At 58.7% G+C, this 16,085-nt stretch carries 12 protein-coding genes; 3 read left to right on the forward strand and 9 right to left on the reverse strand.

The annotated features are described in order from the left end of the window. Window positions 1–5 precede the first annotated feature (5 nt). Window positions 6–455 carry an HIT family protein gene (locus ACYVB2_RS10030; RefSeq protein ID WP_382432215.1) on the forward strand — a complete coding sequence of 150 codons (450 nt, stop codon included), beginning with the start codon at window positions 6–8 and terminating at the stop codon, window positions 453–455. A 17-nt stretch (window positions 456–472) separates the two neighbouring features. On the opposite strand, the gene ACYVB2_RS10035 is transcribed toward ACYVB2_RS10030, so the two are convergent. The 5 genes from ACYVB2_RS10035 to ACYVB2_RS10055 form a co-directional block, all read right to left on the reverse strand. After that, window positions 473–1,525 (reverse strand): adenosine deaminase, encoded by a 1,053-nt coding sequence (locus tag ACYVB2_RS10035; protein ID WP_382432217.1) that lies wholly within the window; start codon window positions 1,523–1,525, stop codon window positions 473–475. 71 nt (window positions 1,526–1,596) lie between these two features. Further along, on the reverse strand, window positions 1,597–2,763 hold the full coding sequence (locus ACYVB2_RS10040) for a BMP family ABC transporter substrate-binding protein (protein ID WP_382432219.1): 1,167 nt from the start codon (window positions 2,761–2,763) through the stop codon (window positions 1,597–1,599). Between the two features lie 45 nt (window positions 2,764–2,808). After that, the gene (locus ACYVB2_RS10045; protein WP_382432221.1) at window positions 2,809–3,726 is read right to left on the reverse strand and encodes an ABC transporter permease; all 918 of its coding nucleotides are present in this window, start codon (window positions 3,724–3,726) and stop codon (window positions 2,809–2,811) included. Window position 3,727: 1 nt separating this feature from the next. Further along, window positions 3,728–4,810, reverse strand: coding sequence for an ABC transporter permease (locus ACYVB2_RS10050; protein ID WP_382432223.1), 1,083 nt, complete (start codon window positions 4,808–4,810; stop codon window positions 3,728–3,730). Continuing rightward, entirely contained in the window at window positions 4,797–6,398 is a 1,602-nt protein-coding gene (locus tag ACYVB2_RS10055; protein WP_382432225.1) for an ABC transporter ATP-binding protein, read from the reverse strand. The genes ACYVB2_RS10050 and ACYVB2_RS10055 overlap by 14 nt, the downstream gene beginning before the upstream one ends. A gap of 119 nt (window positions 6,399–6,517) precedes the next feature. Between ACYVB2_RS10055 and ACYVB2_RS10060 the strand changes: the two genes are divergently transcribed. Next, on the forward strand, window positions 6,518–8,410 hold the full coding sequence (locus tag ACYVB2_RS10060) for a GGDEF domain-containing protein (protein WP_382432227.1): 1,893 nt from the start codon (window positions 6,518–6,520) through the stop codon (window positions 8,408–8,410). A 4-nt stretch (window positions 8,411–8,414) separates the two neighbouring features. On the opposite strand, the gene ACYVB2_RS10065 is transcribed toward ACYVB2_RS10060, so the two are convergent. Genes ACYVB2_RS10065 through ACYVB2_RS10075 form a run of 3 tightly spaced genes read right to left on the reverse strand, consistent with a single transcriptional unit; the run spans window position 8,415 to window position 14,316 of the window. Further along, complete coding sequence (locus ACYVB2_RS10065) at window positions 8,415–9,842, reverse strand: efflux transporter outer membrane subunit (RefSeq protein WP_460536425.1); 1,428 nt, start codon at window positions 9,840–9,842, stop codon at window positions 8,415–8,417. Next, entirely contained in the window at window positions 9,835–13,011 is a 3,177-nt protein-coding gene (locus ACYVB2_RS10070; RefSeq protein ID WP_382432231.1) for an efflux RND transporter permease subunit, read from the reverse strand. The genes ACYVB2_RS10065 and ACYVB2_RS10070 overlap by 8 nt, the downstream gene beginning before the upstream one ends. A gap of 12 nt (window positions 13,012–13,023) precedes the next feature. After that, entirely contained in the window at window positions 13,024–14,316 is a 1,293-nt protein-coding gene (locus ACYVB2_RS10075) for an efflux RND transporter periplasmic adaptor subunit (RefSeq protein WP_382432233.1), read from the reverse strand. Window positions 14,317–14,491: 175 nt separating this feature from the next. Here ACYVB2_RS10075 and ACYVB2_RS10080 point away from each other — a divergent pair, with 175 nt between their 5' ends. Further along, a complete protein-coding gene (locus tag ACYVB2_RS10080) occupies window positions 14,492–15,151 on the forward strand; it encodes a TetR family transcriptional regulator (RefSeq protein WP_382432235.1) in 660 nt (219 codons plus the stop codon). Window positions 15,152–15,183: 32 nt separating this feature from the next. Here ACYVB2_RS10080 and hflC read toward each other — a convergent pair whose 3' ends face one another. Beyond that, complete coding sequence (gene hflC / locus ACYVB2_RS10085) at window positions 15,184–16,083, reverse strand: protease modulator HflC (protein WP_382432237.1); 900 nt, start codon at window positions 16,081–16,083, stop codon at window positions 15,184–15,186. Between the last annotated feature and the right edge of the window lie 2 nt (window positions 16,084–16,085).

The raw sequence follows: 16,085 nt of genomic DNA on the forward strand, positions 1-16,085 counted from the left end.
TTGCCATGCCCCTGTTTGTCGATACTTCCCCACCAGGTCAATGTATTTTCTGTCGCTTGGTGGCGGGTGAGATCCCTGCGGCCCGTGTCTATGAAGACACGCTCACTATCGCTTTTATGGACATTGGCCAAGTCAACCCCGGCCATGTGCTGGTAGCCACCAAGCGCCATGCAGCCACCTTGCTAGACATTACCCCGCAAGAGGCGGCAGCCGTCATGCAAACTGCGCAGCGCGTCGCCAGTGCCATTCAAGCCACATTCGACCCGCCCGGTATCACTCTCTTGCAGGCCAATGGGCGTGAAGGCGATCAGACGGTGTTCCATTTTCACCTGCATGTGGTGCCCCGCCACGCCCAAGACGGCATCGCCCTGAGCTGGCCCCGCAAAAACCCCGATGCCACCACTTTGCAGGATTACGCCGCCCAATTGACGCGGGCCATTGCTCCCACCCCTTGAACGGTGGCCACTCCAGCTCAATAGTCGTGTTCAACAAACCGTTCAAACACCTCTTTGAGCCGGTGCTGCCACTGGCGCTTGTCGGCCTCGGGGACAAAGCTGGCCTCAAAGCTGTTGCTAGCCAACTGGTAGGCATGGCGGGCCGTCATGCCCGTGGCAGCAAACACCTGCACCAGGTTGTCATTGAGATAACCGCCAAAATAGGCCGGATCGTCTGAGTTGACGGTGGCGCACAAGCCTGCATCGAGCAATTGGGGCAGGTTGTGGTCTTTGAGTTCAGGAAATACGCACAGCTTTTGATTGGACAACGGGCACACTGTCAGTGGCGTGCGGCTTTGTGCCAGCCGCTGCACCAGCATTGCATCGCGCAGTGCTTGCACGCCATGATCGATGCGCTCGGCCCCCAGCACATCCAACGCACTCCAAATATAGGCTGGCGGCCCTTCTTCCCCGGCATGGGCCACCACATGCAGCCCCAGTTCACGACAACGGGCAAAAACGCGGGCAAACTTTTCTGGCGGATGGCCGACTTCGCTGCTGTCCAAGCCCACGCCTATCCACTTGTCTTGCCAAGGCAGCGCCTGCTCTAGGGTGGCAAAAGCATCTTCCTCGCTCAAGTGGCGTAAGAAACACAGAATCAGCGTGGCACTGATGCCCGACTCGGCCCGTGCATCTTGACAAGCACGGTGCAAACCGTGGATCACCGCTTCCATCGGCACGCCGCGTGCAGTGTGGGTTTGGGGATCGAAAAAGATTTCGGCATGTACCACGTTGTCTTGCACCGCACGGGCCAGATAAGCACGGGCCATGTCGTAAAAGTCTTGCTCATGCAGCAACACGCTGGCCCCAGCGTAATAAATGTCTAAAAAGCTCTGCAAGTTGCTAAAGGCATAGGCACTGCGCAAGGCCTCTACGCTGGCATAGGGCAGGGTGATGCCATTGCGCTGCGCCAAGGCAAAGATCAACTCTGGCTCCAGCGAGCCTTCGATGTGGATATGCAGCTCGGCCTTGGGCATAGCACGCAACAGGTCGGGCAGACGGGCGGCGGATACGGGGGGAACTTTAAACATCGTGAACTTCTCCTTCATGCCAGAAAAAAAGGCCGCCCTACGGCGGCCCTTGCAAGCGTCGCTATGCCAGCTTACTTCGAATCGTTGCTGCCAGGCACCTTGCCTTCTACGCCCTGCACATAAAAATTCACACTGCCCAAAAATTTGTCATCGGCGACGACATCTTTCGCCAAAATTTCCTTGCCATCTTGGCCCAGAATCGGGCCTTTCCAGATGGAAAGAGTGCCTTCTTTCAGGCCACGCTTGATCTCGTCGACCTTGGCTTTGACGTCCGCAGGCACATCGTCTGCCACCGATACCAGATCAATCGCGCCTTCCTTCACGCCCCACCAAGCCTGTCCGGTGCTCCAAGTGCCTTCCAGCACGTCTTTAACGGCCTTGACGTAATACGGCCCCCAGTTAATGACAGCCGACCCCAAGTGGGCCTTGGGGCCATAGGCGGTCATGTCCGAGTCCCAGCCAAACGCCCGCTTGCCTTTTTCTTCAGCTGTTTTGAGCACTGCAGCAGAGTCGGTGTTCTGGAACAAAATGTCAGCACCACCGTTGATGAGCGAGGTGGCTGCCTCTGTCTCTTTAGGTGGGCTGAACCATTCATTCACCCACACTACCTTGGTCTTGATCTTGGGGTTGACCGACTGCGCACCCAGCGTAAAGCTGTTGATGTTGCGCAGCACTTCGGGGATAGGCACCGAACCCACCACACCCAAGGTGTTGGTTTTGGTCATGGCCCCGGCAATCACCCCTGCCATGTAAGCACCCTCGTAGGTACGGCTGTCGTACGTACGCACATTTGCGGCAGTTTTGTAGCCGGTAGCGTGCTCAAACTTCACATGGGCAAAGTCAGGGGCCAGTTTCTGAATCGACTCCATGTAGCCAAAGGTGGTGCCAAAAATCAGTTGGTTGCCCTGGCCTGCCATGTCGCGCAATACCCGCTCGGCATCTGCCGACTCGGGCACGCTCTCGACAAAACTGGTCACGATCTTGTCACCAAATTCTTTTTCCAGTGCCTTGCGCCCATTGTCGTGGGCATAAGTCCAACCACCATCACCCACCGGGCCAATGTAGGCAAAGGCGATTTTCAGCGGTTCAGGCTTGGGGGCCGGTGCTTGTGCTGCGGGTGCAGGCGCAGGGGTAGGTGCTGGCTCCTCTTTTTTGCCGCAGCCTACCAAGGTGGCAGCTGTTAGGGCAGAAAGCGCAGCCACTTGCAACAGGGCGCGGCGTTTGTACAAATCGGTCATGTAGATTCCTCAAGACAAGGGCAATGGCGCAAAAAGCGGCCATTATCAGCCGGGGTGGAAGGGCTTTCCAAGCGATGCAGGCATGTTGGCACGTATCCAGACCGGATTGCGTGAAATCAATGCCAGCACCACAATCGTGGCTACATAAGGCAACATGCTCAGCAACTGGCTAGCCACCTGCACACCTGTGGCCTGCAAGTGAAACTGCAACATGGTCACCCCACCAAACAGATAGGCACCCAGCAGCACCCGTACTGGCCGCCAGGTAGCAAAGGTGGTGAGTGCCAGTGCGATCCAGCCGCGCCCAGCCACCATGCCTTCTACCCACAGCGGCGTGTAGACAGTGGCAATATAGCCACCCGCCAAACCACACAGGGCGCCCCCCACCACCACAGCCAACAGACGGATGCGGCGCACTGGATAACCCAGTGCATGGGCCGACTCGGGGGATTCCCCCACAGCCCGCAGCACCAGTCCCGCTCGTGTACGGTACAAAAACCACACCAGCCCCGCCGTGAGTGCCATGGTCAGATACACCAGTGGATGCTGGCGAAACAACGCGGCGCCAAGCAGTGGGATGTCACCCAGCCAAGGCAGCGCATACTGGGGCAGCTCTGGCAGCTTGGCCTGCACATAGCCAATGCCCGCAAAGGCTGAAAAGCCCACCCCAAACAGGCTCAGAGCCAACCCCGTGGCATATTGATTGGTGCCCAGCCAAATCACCAGCAGGCCCAGCAAGGCCGCCAGCGCAGCCCCCGCAGCCATCGCGGCGGCAAACCCTAGCCACGGATTGCCGGTATGCACCACCGTGGCAAAGCCCGCCAGTGCTGCACACAGCATCATCCCTTCCGCGCCCAGATTGACGATGCCCGCGCGCTCATTGATCAACAGCCCCAATGCGGCCAGCGCCAGCACCGTGCCTGCACTGAGCGTAGACCCCAGCAGCAATGCGTATGACTCCATCTCACAGCCCTCCTTTCAGGGCAGCCGGTGTACGCACCCAGCGCACCCGGTAAGCCACCAGCGTGTCGCAGGCCAGCAGCGTAAACAGCAGCAAACCCTGAAACACGCCAGTGATCGATTTGGGGAGGCCCAGACGCGATTGCGCCAGTTCACCACCGATATAAAACATGCTCATCAGCACCGCCGACAACACCATGCCCACTGGATGCAGCCTGCCCACAAAAGCCACAATAATGGCGGCAAAGCCATAGCCCGCAGGCACATAGGGCGTGAGCTGGCCGATAGGCCCAGCCACCTCCAATGCCCCGGCCAACCCAGCGGCCCCACCAGATACCAGCAACGCCGTCCACAACGCCCGCCGCGATGAATACCCGGCATAGCGTGCCGCTGCCGGAGCCATACCACCGACCTGTTGGGCAAACCCGGCACGGGTACGAAACAAGAACACCCACAACGCAGCCGCCCCGACCAGCGCCAGCAATAACCCTATATGGGCGCGCGAACCAGCCATAAGGCGTGGAATTTGCGTTACCCGCTCAAAGGTGCGGGTTTGCGGAAAGTTGTAACCCATCGGATCTTTCCATGGGCCAAACACCAGCCAACCCAACACCAAGGTAGCGACATAGACCAGCATCAAACTGACGAGGATTTCATTGGCATAAAAACGGTCGCGCAGCCATGCCACCACCGCCGCCCAAGCCATGCCACCCAGCACCCCTGCCAGCAGCAAGGTGGGCACAATCCAGCTGCCAGTGTCGGGGCGGGCCAGCAGGGCAGTGCCGCCTGCTGCAATGGCCCCCATCACAAACTGCCCTTCGGCCCCGATGTTCCACACGTTGGAGCGAAAACACACCGCCAAGCCCAAGGCAATGAGCAACAATGGTGTGGCCTTGACCATCAGTTCACCCAAGGCATACGAAGATTTGAGCGGCTCCCAGAAAAACATCTGCAACCCCCGCACGGGGTCTTTGTCCAGTGCCACAAACAGCACCATGCCAATCAGCACAGTGATGCACAAGGCCAGCACTGGCGACCCATAGCGCCACCACTGCGAAGGTTGTGGACGGGCTTCAAGCTTGAACATGGTGATCCTTTCCGGCCTGCAATGCCTCCTGTTGTCCCAAATGGGCTTGCACATCACCATGCCACAGGCCACTCATCCATTCCCCAATACGCTCCACCGTCGCCTGCTCACGCTGTAAGCTGGGCGAGAGATGGCCTTTAGCCAGCACATACAGGCGGTCGCTCAACTCGAGCAGCTCATCAAGCTCCTCACTCAGCACCAGCACGGCACAACCAGCATCGCGCAGGGCCAAAATGGCGGCCCGAATCTGCTGTGCGGCCCCCACATCCACCCCCCAGGTGGGCTGGGCCACAATCAATAGCCGAGGCTGGGCATCTATCTCTCGACCCACAATAAACTTCTGCAAGTTGCCACCCGATAGCGATTGCGCTGGGGCGTCTGGCCCTGCCGCCTTGACACCAAAGCGTGCAATGATGGTGCGTGCCTGTTCTCGCAGGCGGCCCATGTGCAGCCAGCCGCCCAGACCCACAGCATCAGCGCGCGTCAACAGCAGGTTGTGCGCCAGCCCCATACTGGGCACGGTGCCCCGCCCCAAACGCTCTTCAGGCACAAAATGCAAGCCTAAGGCCCGCCGCGCCTGCGGCCCCAGATGCGCTACCTCTTGGCCCAGTACCTGCACCATCGCCGCAGCGGCGCGGGTGTCCTCACCAGATAGCGCCTGCAACAGCTCCTGTTGACCATTGCCCGACACTCCGGCAATGCCTACCACCTCTGCGGCCCGCACCTCCAAATCCACATCCATCAAGTCCACACCAAAGGACTGTGAACGAGGCAGGTTCAGCCCCACCAGTGCCAGCACCACCGCACCAGCCTGCACTGGGCGGTGCGTCAATGGTGGCGTGTCGCTACCAATCATCAGGCGCGACAAGGCAGCATTGGATTGCCCGCGCGGATCACATACCCCTGCCACTTCTCCGGCCCGCAGCACAGTACAAGCACTACAGAGGCTACGGATTTCATGCAGTTTGTGACTGATGTAAAGAATGCTGCACCCTTGCGCCGCCAACTGGCGCAACACCACAAACAGCTTTTCTACTGCCTGCGGTGTGAGTACCGAAGTCGGCTCATCCAAAATCAGCAGCCGGGGCTGGGTTAGCAAGGCCCGAATGATCTCTACCCGCTGCATCTCACCCACACTCAAGGTGTGCACCGGACGCAACGGATCTACATCCAGCCCATATTGCGCCGAAGTGCTTCGGATGCGCTCGACTACCTCGGGCAGTGCGATCTGTTGATCCAACCCCAACCAGACATTCTCAGCCACCGACAAGGTATCAAACAGGCTGAAATGCTGAAACACCATAGCAATGCCCAGCGCACGGGCCTCTTGCGGGTTGCGCACCTGCACGGCCTGCCCGTCAAAGTGCAAACTGCCTTCATCGGGCTGCACCGCACCGTAAATAATTTTCATCAGCGTGGATTTGCCTGCGCCGTTCTCACCCAATACAGCATGAATCTCGCCCGGCTGTACGGTCAGGGCCACATCTTTGTTGGCAACCACACCTGGATAGCGTTTGGTAATGCCCGCCAACTGCAACCGGGGTGGCGGAGTACAGACAGGGGCGGTAGAAAATGCAGAAAAGCTCATATAGCCATTGTCTCTCAGTGCTTTTCCAGCTTTTACCCGGGGCCATTTTGTTGTAATAGCACTGTCACCCAACCGGGCTATGGTCTGTGCATCCTCTCTAACGTTCAGGACACCAGCACATGCCTTCTACCGCTTCCATAGCCTGTGAAAGAGTGCTCACGCCGCTGTCTCCGGCCTTACGTCTGGGCCAAGGTCTGCTGGCCAAGCTGGTGCGATCTGGACAACTGCATTGCGTCTTTCAGCCCTTGGCGGATCTGCGCTCTGGCACCATCCATGCCCACGAGGCGCTGATTCGTGGCCCCGAAGGCACCACCTGGCACACCCCCGATGCCCTGCTCGACATTGCCCGACGTGAGCATGTACTGCAAGACTTTGAAATTTTTTGTGCCTACACCGCGTTGCAAGAGTGGGGGGCCACCGGTGCGGACGGACGCGTCTTTGTCAACATCAGTGCCGATGCTCTAGTGCAGGCGCTGGCGCTGTGTGGCACGCAAGGGCTGGCAGGCATGGTACGCAGTTGGGGCGTCAAACCCCGCATGGTGGTGCTGGAAATTACCGAACACGAACGGGTGGGCGACATGGCCCGATTGCGTCAAGCGGTGCAGAGCGTCCATGCGGCAGGGATGCGGCTGGCACTAGACGATTTTGGCGATGGGCGCTCTAGCCTACGGGTCTGGTCTGAGGTCAAACCCGATTTCGTCAAAATTGATAAATACTTTGTGCGTGACATCAGCGCCCAGCCACAAAACCTCCAAATGGTGCAGGCCATCAAAGGCATCGCCCAAGTTTTTGGAACTACCCTGATCGCCGAAGGCATAGAAACGGCCGCCGATTTGCGCGCTATCCGTGATTTGGATATTGCCTACGGTCAAGGCTGGCTGCTGGGGCGTCCGGCCCGCCAAGCAGCACAGACCCTGCCCACCTTGGCCCAAGAAGTCTTGCAAGACCACAGCGTGGCCGTCTTGCCCCATACCGCCCAAACCCCGGCCCCTCCGGGGGTACTGCGCCATATCTCGGTGGTGGCGGCCCCCACCCTGATGCCGGACATGGACAACGATGCTGTGGCAACCTGCTTTCAGCAGCATAGCCACCTGCATGCCCTGGCCATTGTGGAAGACGAACGCCCTATTGCGCTCATCAACCGCCAAACGTTCATGACCGACTACGCAACGCTGTATTTTCGTGAACTGCACGGTCGCAAATCTTGTCTGGCTTTTGCCAATCTGCAACCCAGGGTGGTGGAGCGCGACTGCGATGTCGGGCAACTGTTGGGCATTTTGACTTCCCAAGACCAACGCTACCTGAGCGATGGCTTCATCGTCACCGACAATGGCCGCTATGTGGGTCTGGGTACGGGGGAGCAACTGGTGCGTGCAGTCACAGAAGCACGGGTGGAAGCGGCCCGCCACGCCAACCCACTCACCTTCTTGCCGGGCAACATTCCCATCAGCCAACACATCCAGCGTTTGTTAGACCACAACGTCTCTTTTGTGGCCTGCTATGCCGATCTGAACCACTTCAAGCCCTTCAACGACCAATATGGCTACTGGCGTGGCGATGAAATGATCCGGCTGCTGGCGCGGGTCAGCACCAGCCATGCCGATGCCGAACGCGACTTTGTTGGCCATGTGGGCGGCGATGATTTCTTGCTGGTGTTTCAAAGCACGGACTGGCTGGCCCGCTGCCATGCCATCGTGAGTGAGTTCGCGCAGGAGGCGCGCAAACTCTTCGACCCCACCGCTCAGGCTGCAGGAGGCATCCATGCAGAAGATCGGCATGGCGTGCTGCGTTTCTTTCCCTGCACCACGGTCTCGATTGGGGCCACCTGCATTGCCCCCGGCCAACTCACCCAAGCAGAAGATGTGGCCAATCTGGCTGCGGTGGCCAAACACGAGGCCAAGCGCAGCACCCTGCCTGTAGTGGTGCATGGCGGCAGCACCCACCGCCCCCATCCACACCTGATAGCCGTGCCGCGCAGCCCCGAGCCATCCAGACAAGCACTGGTGGCCTGAGCAGTTACTGGGCCAGTGCAGATTCTGCCGCTGGCGGCGCTTTCCACCCACCCCCCACCGCCTTGTAGAGGGCAATCTGGTTTTGCCGTTGGGCCAACTGGGTTTGTGTCAGTGCCTGCTGGCTGGCAAACAGCGTGCGCTGGGCATCTAACACTTCCAGATGACTAGCCACACCATTGCGATAGCGCAGATCGGCCAATCGGAACCGTTCGGCTTCTGCCTGAACCTGTTCTTGCTGTGCCTGTAGCTGTGGCCCTAGGGTGGCATAACCCGCTAGCGCATCGGCCACTTCCCGAAACGCTGTCTGAATGGCCTTCTCATACTGTGCCAACGCCAAATCTCGGCTGGCCTGTGCTGCTTCCAGATTGGCCTGATTGCGCCCGGAGTCAAAAATGGGCAGCATGGCTTGGGGTGCCAGAGTCCAGCCCCAAGAGCCACTTTGGAACAGCCCCGACAGCGCACTGCTGGCCGTGCCCGCACTGGCCGTGAGTGCGATGCGCGGAAAAAATGCGGCGCGTGCAGCACCAATGTTGGCATGGGCCGCCACCAGTTGTTGCTCTGCCTGCCGAATGTCTGGACGGTGTTCCAACAAGTCTGAAGGCAGTCCCACGGGCACCTCACGCAATGCCGACCGGGCCTCTGTGCTCGAACGCAACTCCAGCAAAGTATCGGGCAGCGTTTGGCCTACCAGTTGCGTGAGTGCATTCACATCCAAGGCCCGCAGGCGCTGTTGCTGAGCCAAGGTAGCCCGTGCCGAAGCCAGCAAAGACTCGGCCTGTCGCAGATCCAGTGCAGAAGCTACACCCTGTTCAAAACGCAAACGCACCAGCCGCAGCGAATCCTCACGCGTTACCAATGTGCGCTGTGTCAGGGCCAGCAATTCATTGTTGGTTTGCAAACTCAGCCAAGTGCTGCTCACCGAAGCCACAAGGCTGGTCTGCACCGCATTGCGGGCCTCCTGTGTGGCGAGAAATTGGGCCAATGCGGCATCCTTGAGACTCGCAATACGCCCAAAGAAATCAATCTCCCACGAGGCCAGAGACAACCCAGCACTATAGGCACTGCTGATGTCGCCACTGCCATCGGTCTTGGGTTGGCGATTGCCCGTCACTCCTGCCTGGATGGTTGGCAACTGGTCGGCCTTGCGAATCTGGTACTGCGCCCGTGCTTGCTCCAAATTGGCCAATGCCGCCCGCAAGTCCCGGTTGTTCTGCAATGCCATTGCCACCAGTTCACGCAACCGCGCATCGTCAATAAAGTCTTGCCAGAGCACATTTGCCGCCGTGTGGGCATGACCCGCCTGCACAGCGTCGGTTGTCATGGGCCATTGCGGGGCCACTGGTGCCTCCGGGCGAACATACGCCGGTGTCATAGAACAACCGGCCAACAAGGCCGCGGCCATCCAAGTCAAAGTCAGCCGGGTATTACGCATGGGGGGTGCCTTCATGGTGGTGGGCCTCAATCCCGGCTGCCCGGGCATGTTCAACATACATCTTGCGCTGGCGCTCGCTGCCCTTGAACAAACTGCGCACTGCCACGAAAAAGATGGGCACAAAAAACACCGCCAGCAAAGTGCCAACGACCATCCCCGAAATCACCCCCGTACCAATGGCACGCTGGCTGGCCGAGCTGGCCCCCGATGCAATGGCCAAGGGCACCACCCCCAAAATGAAGGCCAGCGAGGTCATGATGATCGGACGGAAACGCAGATGGGCGGCCTCCAGCGCGGCCTCTACCACGCTGTGCCCCTGGGCTTGCAGGTCTTTGGCAAATTCGATAATCAAAATGGCGTTTTTGGCCGACAAACCAATAATAGTGATCAGGCCGACTTGGAAATAAACATCGTTGGTCATGCCCCGTGTGCTGATGCCCAACAGCACCCCCAGCACCCCCAGCGGCACCACCAAAATCACAGCCAACGGAATCGACCAGCTCTCATACAAAGCTGCCAAGGCCAAGAACACCGCCAAAATGGCAAAACCATACAGCACGATGGCTTGCGAGCCTGCCAGCTTCTCTTCGCGCGACTGGCCTGTCCATTCAAAGCCAAAACCCGGTGGCAACTGGCTAGCCAAGCGTTCCATCTCAACCATTGCATCCCCGGTGCTATAGCCCGGCGCAGCGCCCCCCGAAATACGCATGGCCGGATAGCCGTTGTAGCGCACCGTCTGCATGGCCCCCGATGCCCAGCGGGTAGTGGCAAATGCCGACAGTGGCACTGCCTTGCCAACATTGTTCACGGCTGTCAGCTTCAGAATGTCTTCTGGCTGCATTCGCTCCTTGGCTTCAGCCTGTACCACCACACGTTGTAAGCGCCCAGCATTGGGAAAATCATTCACATAGGCCGACCCCAAGGCGGTAGAGATACTGCTGTTGATGGCCGCAAAGCCCACCCCTTGGGCGTTGGCCTTGTCGCGGTCAATGTCTACTTGCAACTGTGGTGCGTCTTCCAACCCATCAGGGCGCACCCCCGACAGCACTTTGCTCTGACGGGCCATGCCCAAAATCTGGTTGCGTGCTGCCACCAAGGCATCGTGCCCATTGCCACCGCGATCCTGCAAGCGGAAGGTAAAGCCCGAACTGCTGCCCAATTCTGGAATAGGTGGTGGATTCAGCGGGAAGATAAAGGCATCGCGTATCCCCATCAACGCCCCCATGGCACGACCGGCAACCGCTTCGGCGGTGTGCGCCTCTCCGGGGCGCTCTGCCCAGTCTTTGAGCGTCACAAACGACAAGCCTGCATTTTGGCCCTGACCCGAAAAGCTAAAGCCCATCACCGCCACCATGCTCTGAACTTCAGGCTGCGCCAGCATGAAATCCTCTACCTTCTCCACCACAGCGCGGGTACGCTCCTGCGTGGCACCCGGTGGCAATTGGATATTGACCAACAAATTGCCTTGGTCTTCATTGGGCAAGAAGGAGGTTGGCAAACGCAAATACAACACCCCCACCGCTGCGACCAATGCCAAATAAACCACCATCATCCGGCCCGCACGGTGCAGCAACTTCGCCACCCAACCTTCGTAACCCTTGGCACTGCGGGCAAAACCCCGGTTAAAAGCGCCAAAAAATCCGGTCTTGGCATGTGCATGGCCTGCCTGCACCGGCTTGAGCAGCGTGGCACACAGGGCAGGAGTCAAAGACAGCGCCATAAAAGCCGAGAAAGCAATCGATACCGCCATCACAGCCGAGAACTGGCGATAGATGTTGCCTACCGAACCAGCAAAGAAAGCCAGTGGCACAAACACCGAAATCAGCACCACAGTGATACCGATGATGGCCCCAGAGATTTGCCCCATCGCTTTGCGCGTGGCTTCTAGCGGCGACAGCCCCTCCTCGCTCATGATGCGCTCGACGTTTTCCACCACCACAATGGCATCGTCCACCACAATACCGATCACCAGCACCATGCCAAACATGGTCAGCACATTGATCGAGAAGCCCAGCGCCAGCAAGGCACCAAAGGTGCCCAACAAGGCCACCGGCACCACAATGGTCGGAATGATGGTGTAGCGGAAGTTCTGCAAAAACAGAAACATCACCAAGAACACCAGCGCAATCGCTTCCAACAACGTTTTGGCTACTTGTTGAATAGAAATTTTGACAAAACCCGAGCTGTCATAAGGAATCGTCCACACCACACCGGGCGGAAAATATTTTTCCAGCTCTGCCAAACGCACCTTGACAGCCTCGGCGGCAGCCAAGGCATTGCCCGATGGCGACAGCTGCACCCCCATGCCCGAAGCAGGCTTACCATTGAGCCGTGCGCTGGTCGCATAGGACTGCGACCCCAGCTCAATGCGCGCCACGTCTTGGAGGCGCACCGTCGAGCCGTCGGCATTGGCCCGCAGCACAATCCGACCAAACTCTTCTACGTTGCTGAGTTGACCGGGCACCACCACCGTGGCAGAAATCGTCTGTCCCACCACATGGGGCAACTCGCCCAAGCTGCCCGCAGACACTTGCGCATTCTGTGCCTGAATGGCCGCAGCCACCTCCGCTGCCGACAGGTGGTATCCCTGCAACTTGGTAGGATCAACCCAGACACGCATGGCACGCTCGGCACCAAACAATTGCACTTGGCCAATGCCGGGCAGGCGCTGCAACTCGGGCACCACATTGCGCGAAGCGTAATCGCTCAGGGCTGAGACATCAATCTTCGGGTCGTTGGATGAAAGCATCGCAAACAACAGGAAGTTCGAGCGCGCCTTGTCCACGCGTACGCCTTGTTGGTTGACCACTGCAGGCAACCGGGGCGTAGCCCGTGACAAGCGGTTCTGCACTTCCACTTGGGCCAGATCCGCATTGGTGCCGGGTTCAAAACTCAGGGTGATGGTGCCAGAGCCATTGGCCTGGCTGACGGTCTCGATATACGCCAAACCGGGGGCGCCATTCATCTCGCGCTCAATCACCGCCAGCACGCTGTCTTCCAGCGTCTGTGCCGACGCACCGGGATAGGCCGCATTGATCACAATGGTCGGCGGGGCCACTGCGGGGTACTGGGCAACCGGCAGTTTGGTGATGGAGACAGCCCCCAACACCATAATGAACAAAGCAATCACCCAAGCAAAGATGGGGCGATCAATAAAAAATTTAGCCATGAATGAGGCTCCTTACTGCTTGGCCGTGCTGGCCGCTTCCGCCGCTGCTGCGCCAGCAGGTGCAGCGGGCTGGGGCACGCTGCCCGGCGCCTGCCACCGCACAGCCTTTACAGGCGTGCCCGGTGGCAGCATCTGCAACTTCTGGAAGCCGTCCACCATCACCTGTTCACCCGCCTGAAGCCCCTCCAACACAATCCACTGGTTATTGCGTGCAGCCCCTACCTTCACGGTGCGTGGCACCAGCTTGCCCTCAGCGGTCACCACCGTCACTTTGTCTCCTTGCTGGGTGCGGGTCACGGCCTGTTGCGGCAAAGTAATGGCATCAGCCACCTGGGCCTGCTCCAAGCGCACACGCACATACAGCCCCGGCAGCAATTCGACTTTGGGGTTAGGCACTTCGGCACGCAAAGTGATTTGTCCTGTAGTGGCATCTACTGTCAGATCCGAAAACAACAACTTGCCCGACAAAGGGTATTCACTGCCATCGTCCAACACCACTCGGATGCTGGCCGCTTCTTTCCCCGCCGCCCGCTTGAGTTGTCCCGCCTCCAAAGCCCGACGCAACTTCATCACCTCTGCAGCCGACTGGGTAAAGTTCACATATACCGGATGAATTTGCTGAATCACGGCCAGAGGCGTGCTCTCTCCCTGCCCAACCAACGCGCCTTCGGTCACCAATGCCCGGCCAATGCGGCCCGCAATCGGTGCTGTCACACTGGCGTGGCTCAGATTGATTTGCGCCGTCTGCACGGCTGCTTTTCCTGCAGCCACATCGGCCTGTGCCTGCTGTTCAGCCGCCACTGCATTGGCATATTCCTGCCGACTCACGGCATGGGCATCCACCAAAGGCTGATAACGTTGGGCCAATGCCGATGCTTGGGTCAGATTGGCCTGCGCCCGAGCCAACTGGGCCTGTGCGGTCTGCAAGGCCGCCTGATAAGGTGCCGGATCAATGACAAACAGCGGCTGCCCCTGCTTCACCTCACTGCCTTCTACAAATAGCCGTTTTTGCACAATGCCTGCAGCACGCGCCCGCACCTGAGCCACCCGTGACGCCTCCAAACGCCCTGGCAACTCCGTGACCAACCCCACATCACCCAATGCCGCCGTCACCACCCCAACTTCTGGGGCTGGCATCTTGCCCCCAGGGCCAGCCGCTGCCGCTGGTGCTTCTGTCTTGCCACAGCCAGCCAACAATAGCACCGCCACTGCACTGGCTACCACCGCACCTGCATCAAAGAATGGCCGCTTTGACAAAACAGCAGGTGACAAAGCAGTCTGGGAAAGACGCAACAAAGCAGGCATGGCAGGAATCCTTTGGCGGAAAAAGGCAGTGCGCACAGAAAAACGGCATCTTTGGAAAGACACCGCGCACACTGCTCCATCTTGAAGACAGGATGGTGAAAGAAGAGATGCAGTATACATACATTCGAGAATGTATGTATAGTACAAGCTTTGCCCCTGACAGTGGAGATGATTTATGGCGCGACGCACCAAGGCCGAGGCGCAGGCCACGCGCAACGGGTTACTAGATGCTGCAGAGCAGTTGTTCCAAGCGCGAGGTGTCTCACGCACCTCACTGAACGATATTGCGACCGCTGCCGGTACAACGCGCGGGGCTATCTATTGGCATTTCAAGGACAAGGCTGACCTGTTCAATGCCATGATGGAGCGGGTCACGCTGCCATTGGAAGAGATTCACGCACAGGCCAGTCTGGTCACCGATGGCGATGCCCTCACCCAACTGCGTACTGCTTTATTGGGTGCATTGCACATCATTGCCACCGATGCTTCTACCCGACGGGTACTGGAAATTGCCATCCACAAAATGGAATTAACCAACGAGCTTGTGGCCGTGCAAGAACGCTGTTTGCGCATCTACCGTCAGTGTGTAGAACACAACCAATTGGCCTTGACCTCAGCCGTACAAGCGAGGGGGCAAGCATTGGCTATTCCTTTGCACACAGCAGCCACAGGCTTGCAGGCGCTGGTCGAAGGGCTGGTACAGCACTGGCTGCTGAACCCGCAGGCCTTTGATTTAGAGCAGACCGGCCAACAAACGATGGATGTGTATCTGGCAGGGCTGACCTTGTCCATGCGCCCCCCACTGCAAGAAAAAACCCCCGGCCAATCTTGCTGATCGGCAGGGGGCTGCTGTGAGTAGCTCAGGCCTCAGTGGCGGGATGCTGCGCCTGCCGCGCCCCCACGAAACACCTTGAAAAACTCCGAAGAATTGGGATCTAGCAGCAGCACATCGCTCTTCTTACTGAAGCTGGCTTTGTAGGCATCTAGGCTGCGGTAAAACTGGGCAAACTGCGGATCGCGGCCAAAGGCTTCGGCATAGATGCGGGCCGCCTCGGCATCGCCCTCGCCCTTCACCTTCTGCGCATCACGGTAAGCGTTGGCAATGGTGATTTCACGCTGGCGGTCGGCGTCGGCACGGATCTTTTCGCCCTCAGCCGCCCCCGTGGAGCGCAACTCGTTGGCCACACGCTTGCGTTCAGCTTCCATACGGCGATACACCGACTCGGTGATGGACTCCACATAATCGACACGGGTGATACGCACATCCACCACGTCCACGCCCCAGGGCTTGCTACCACGCACCGACTCCAGCACCTCACGCTTAACATCGGCCATCAACTGCTCGCGCTTGGAAGACAGCAACTCCTTGACGGTACGCTTGTTGATTTCTTCTTGGAAGGCATTGCGCACCACCCGATTGAGTTGGGTCGCACCAGCATTCTCATCCAACCCCACATTGCGGATGTATTCAGACGGCTCACTGATACGCCAACGCACATACCAGTCGATCACTACCCGTTGCTTTTCTGCGGTCAGCATGGGTTCGGTATCTGTGCTGTCCAGTGTCAACAAACGCTTGTCAATGTACGACACGTTTTGGAACGGTGGCGGCAGCTTGAAATTCAGACCAGGCTCGGTAATGACTTCTTTGATTTGTCCCAGTGCGTAGACAACGCCAAATTGGCGCTGATCCACCACAAACAACATAGAACTGGCCAATGCCAGCAGAGCAAAAACCGAGGAAGCAAAAAATCCAACACGATTCACAT

The organism is Giesbergeria giesbergeri, assembly GCF_054779375.1.

Excerpts from the sequence above, each read along its gene's own strand:
- ACYVB2_RS10030 (WP_382432215.1), top strand. The coding sequence starts at position 6 with ATGCCCCTGTTTGTCGATACTTCCCCACCAGGTCAATGTATTTTCTGT.
- ACYVB2_RS10035 (WP_382432217.1), bottom strand. The coding sequence starts at position 1,525 with ATGTTTAAAGTTCCCCCCGTATCCGCCGCCCGTCTGCCCGACCTGTTG.
- ACYVB2_RS10040 (WP_382432219.1), bottom strand. The coding sequence starts at position 2,763 with ATGACCGATTTGTACAAACGCCGCGCCCTGTTGCAAGTGGCTGCGCTT.
- ACYVB2_RS10045 (WP_382432221.1), bottom strand. The coding sequence starts at position 3,726 with ATGGAGTCATACGCATTGCTGCTGGGGTCTACGCTCAGTGCAGGCACG.
- ACYVB2_RS10050 (WP_382432223.1), bottom strand. The coding sequence starts at position 4,810 with ATGTTCAAGCTTGAAGCCCGTCCACAACCTTCGCAGTGGTGGCGCTAT.
- ACYVB2_RS10055 (WP_382432225.1), bottom strand. The coding sequence starts at position 6,398 with ATGAGCTTTTCTGCATTTTCTACCGCCCCTGTCTGTACTCCGCCACCC.
- ACYVB2_RS10060 (WP_382432227.1), top strand. The coding sequence starts at position 6,518 with ATGCCTTCTACCGCTTCCATAGCCTGTGAAAGAGTGCTCACGCCGCTG.
- ACYVB2_RS10065 (WP_460536425.1), bottom strand. The coding sequence starts at position 9,842 with ATGCGTAATACCCGGCTGACTTTGACTTGGATGGCCGCGGCCTTGTTG.
- ACYVB2_RS10070 (WP_382432231.1), bottom strand. The coding sequence starts at position 13,011 with ATGGCTAAATTTTTTATTGATCGCCCCATCTTTGCTTGGGTGATTGCT.
- ACYVB2_RS10075 (WP_382432233.1), bottom strand. The coding sequence starts at position 14,316 with ATGCCTGCTTTGTTGCGTCTTTCCCAGACTGCTTTGTCACCTGCTGTT.
- ACYVB2_RS10080 (WP_382432235.1), top strand. The coding sequence starts at position 14,492 with ATGGCGCGACGCACCAAGGCCGAGGCGCAGGCCACGCGCAACGGGTTA.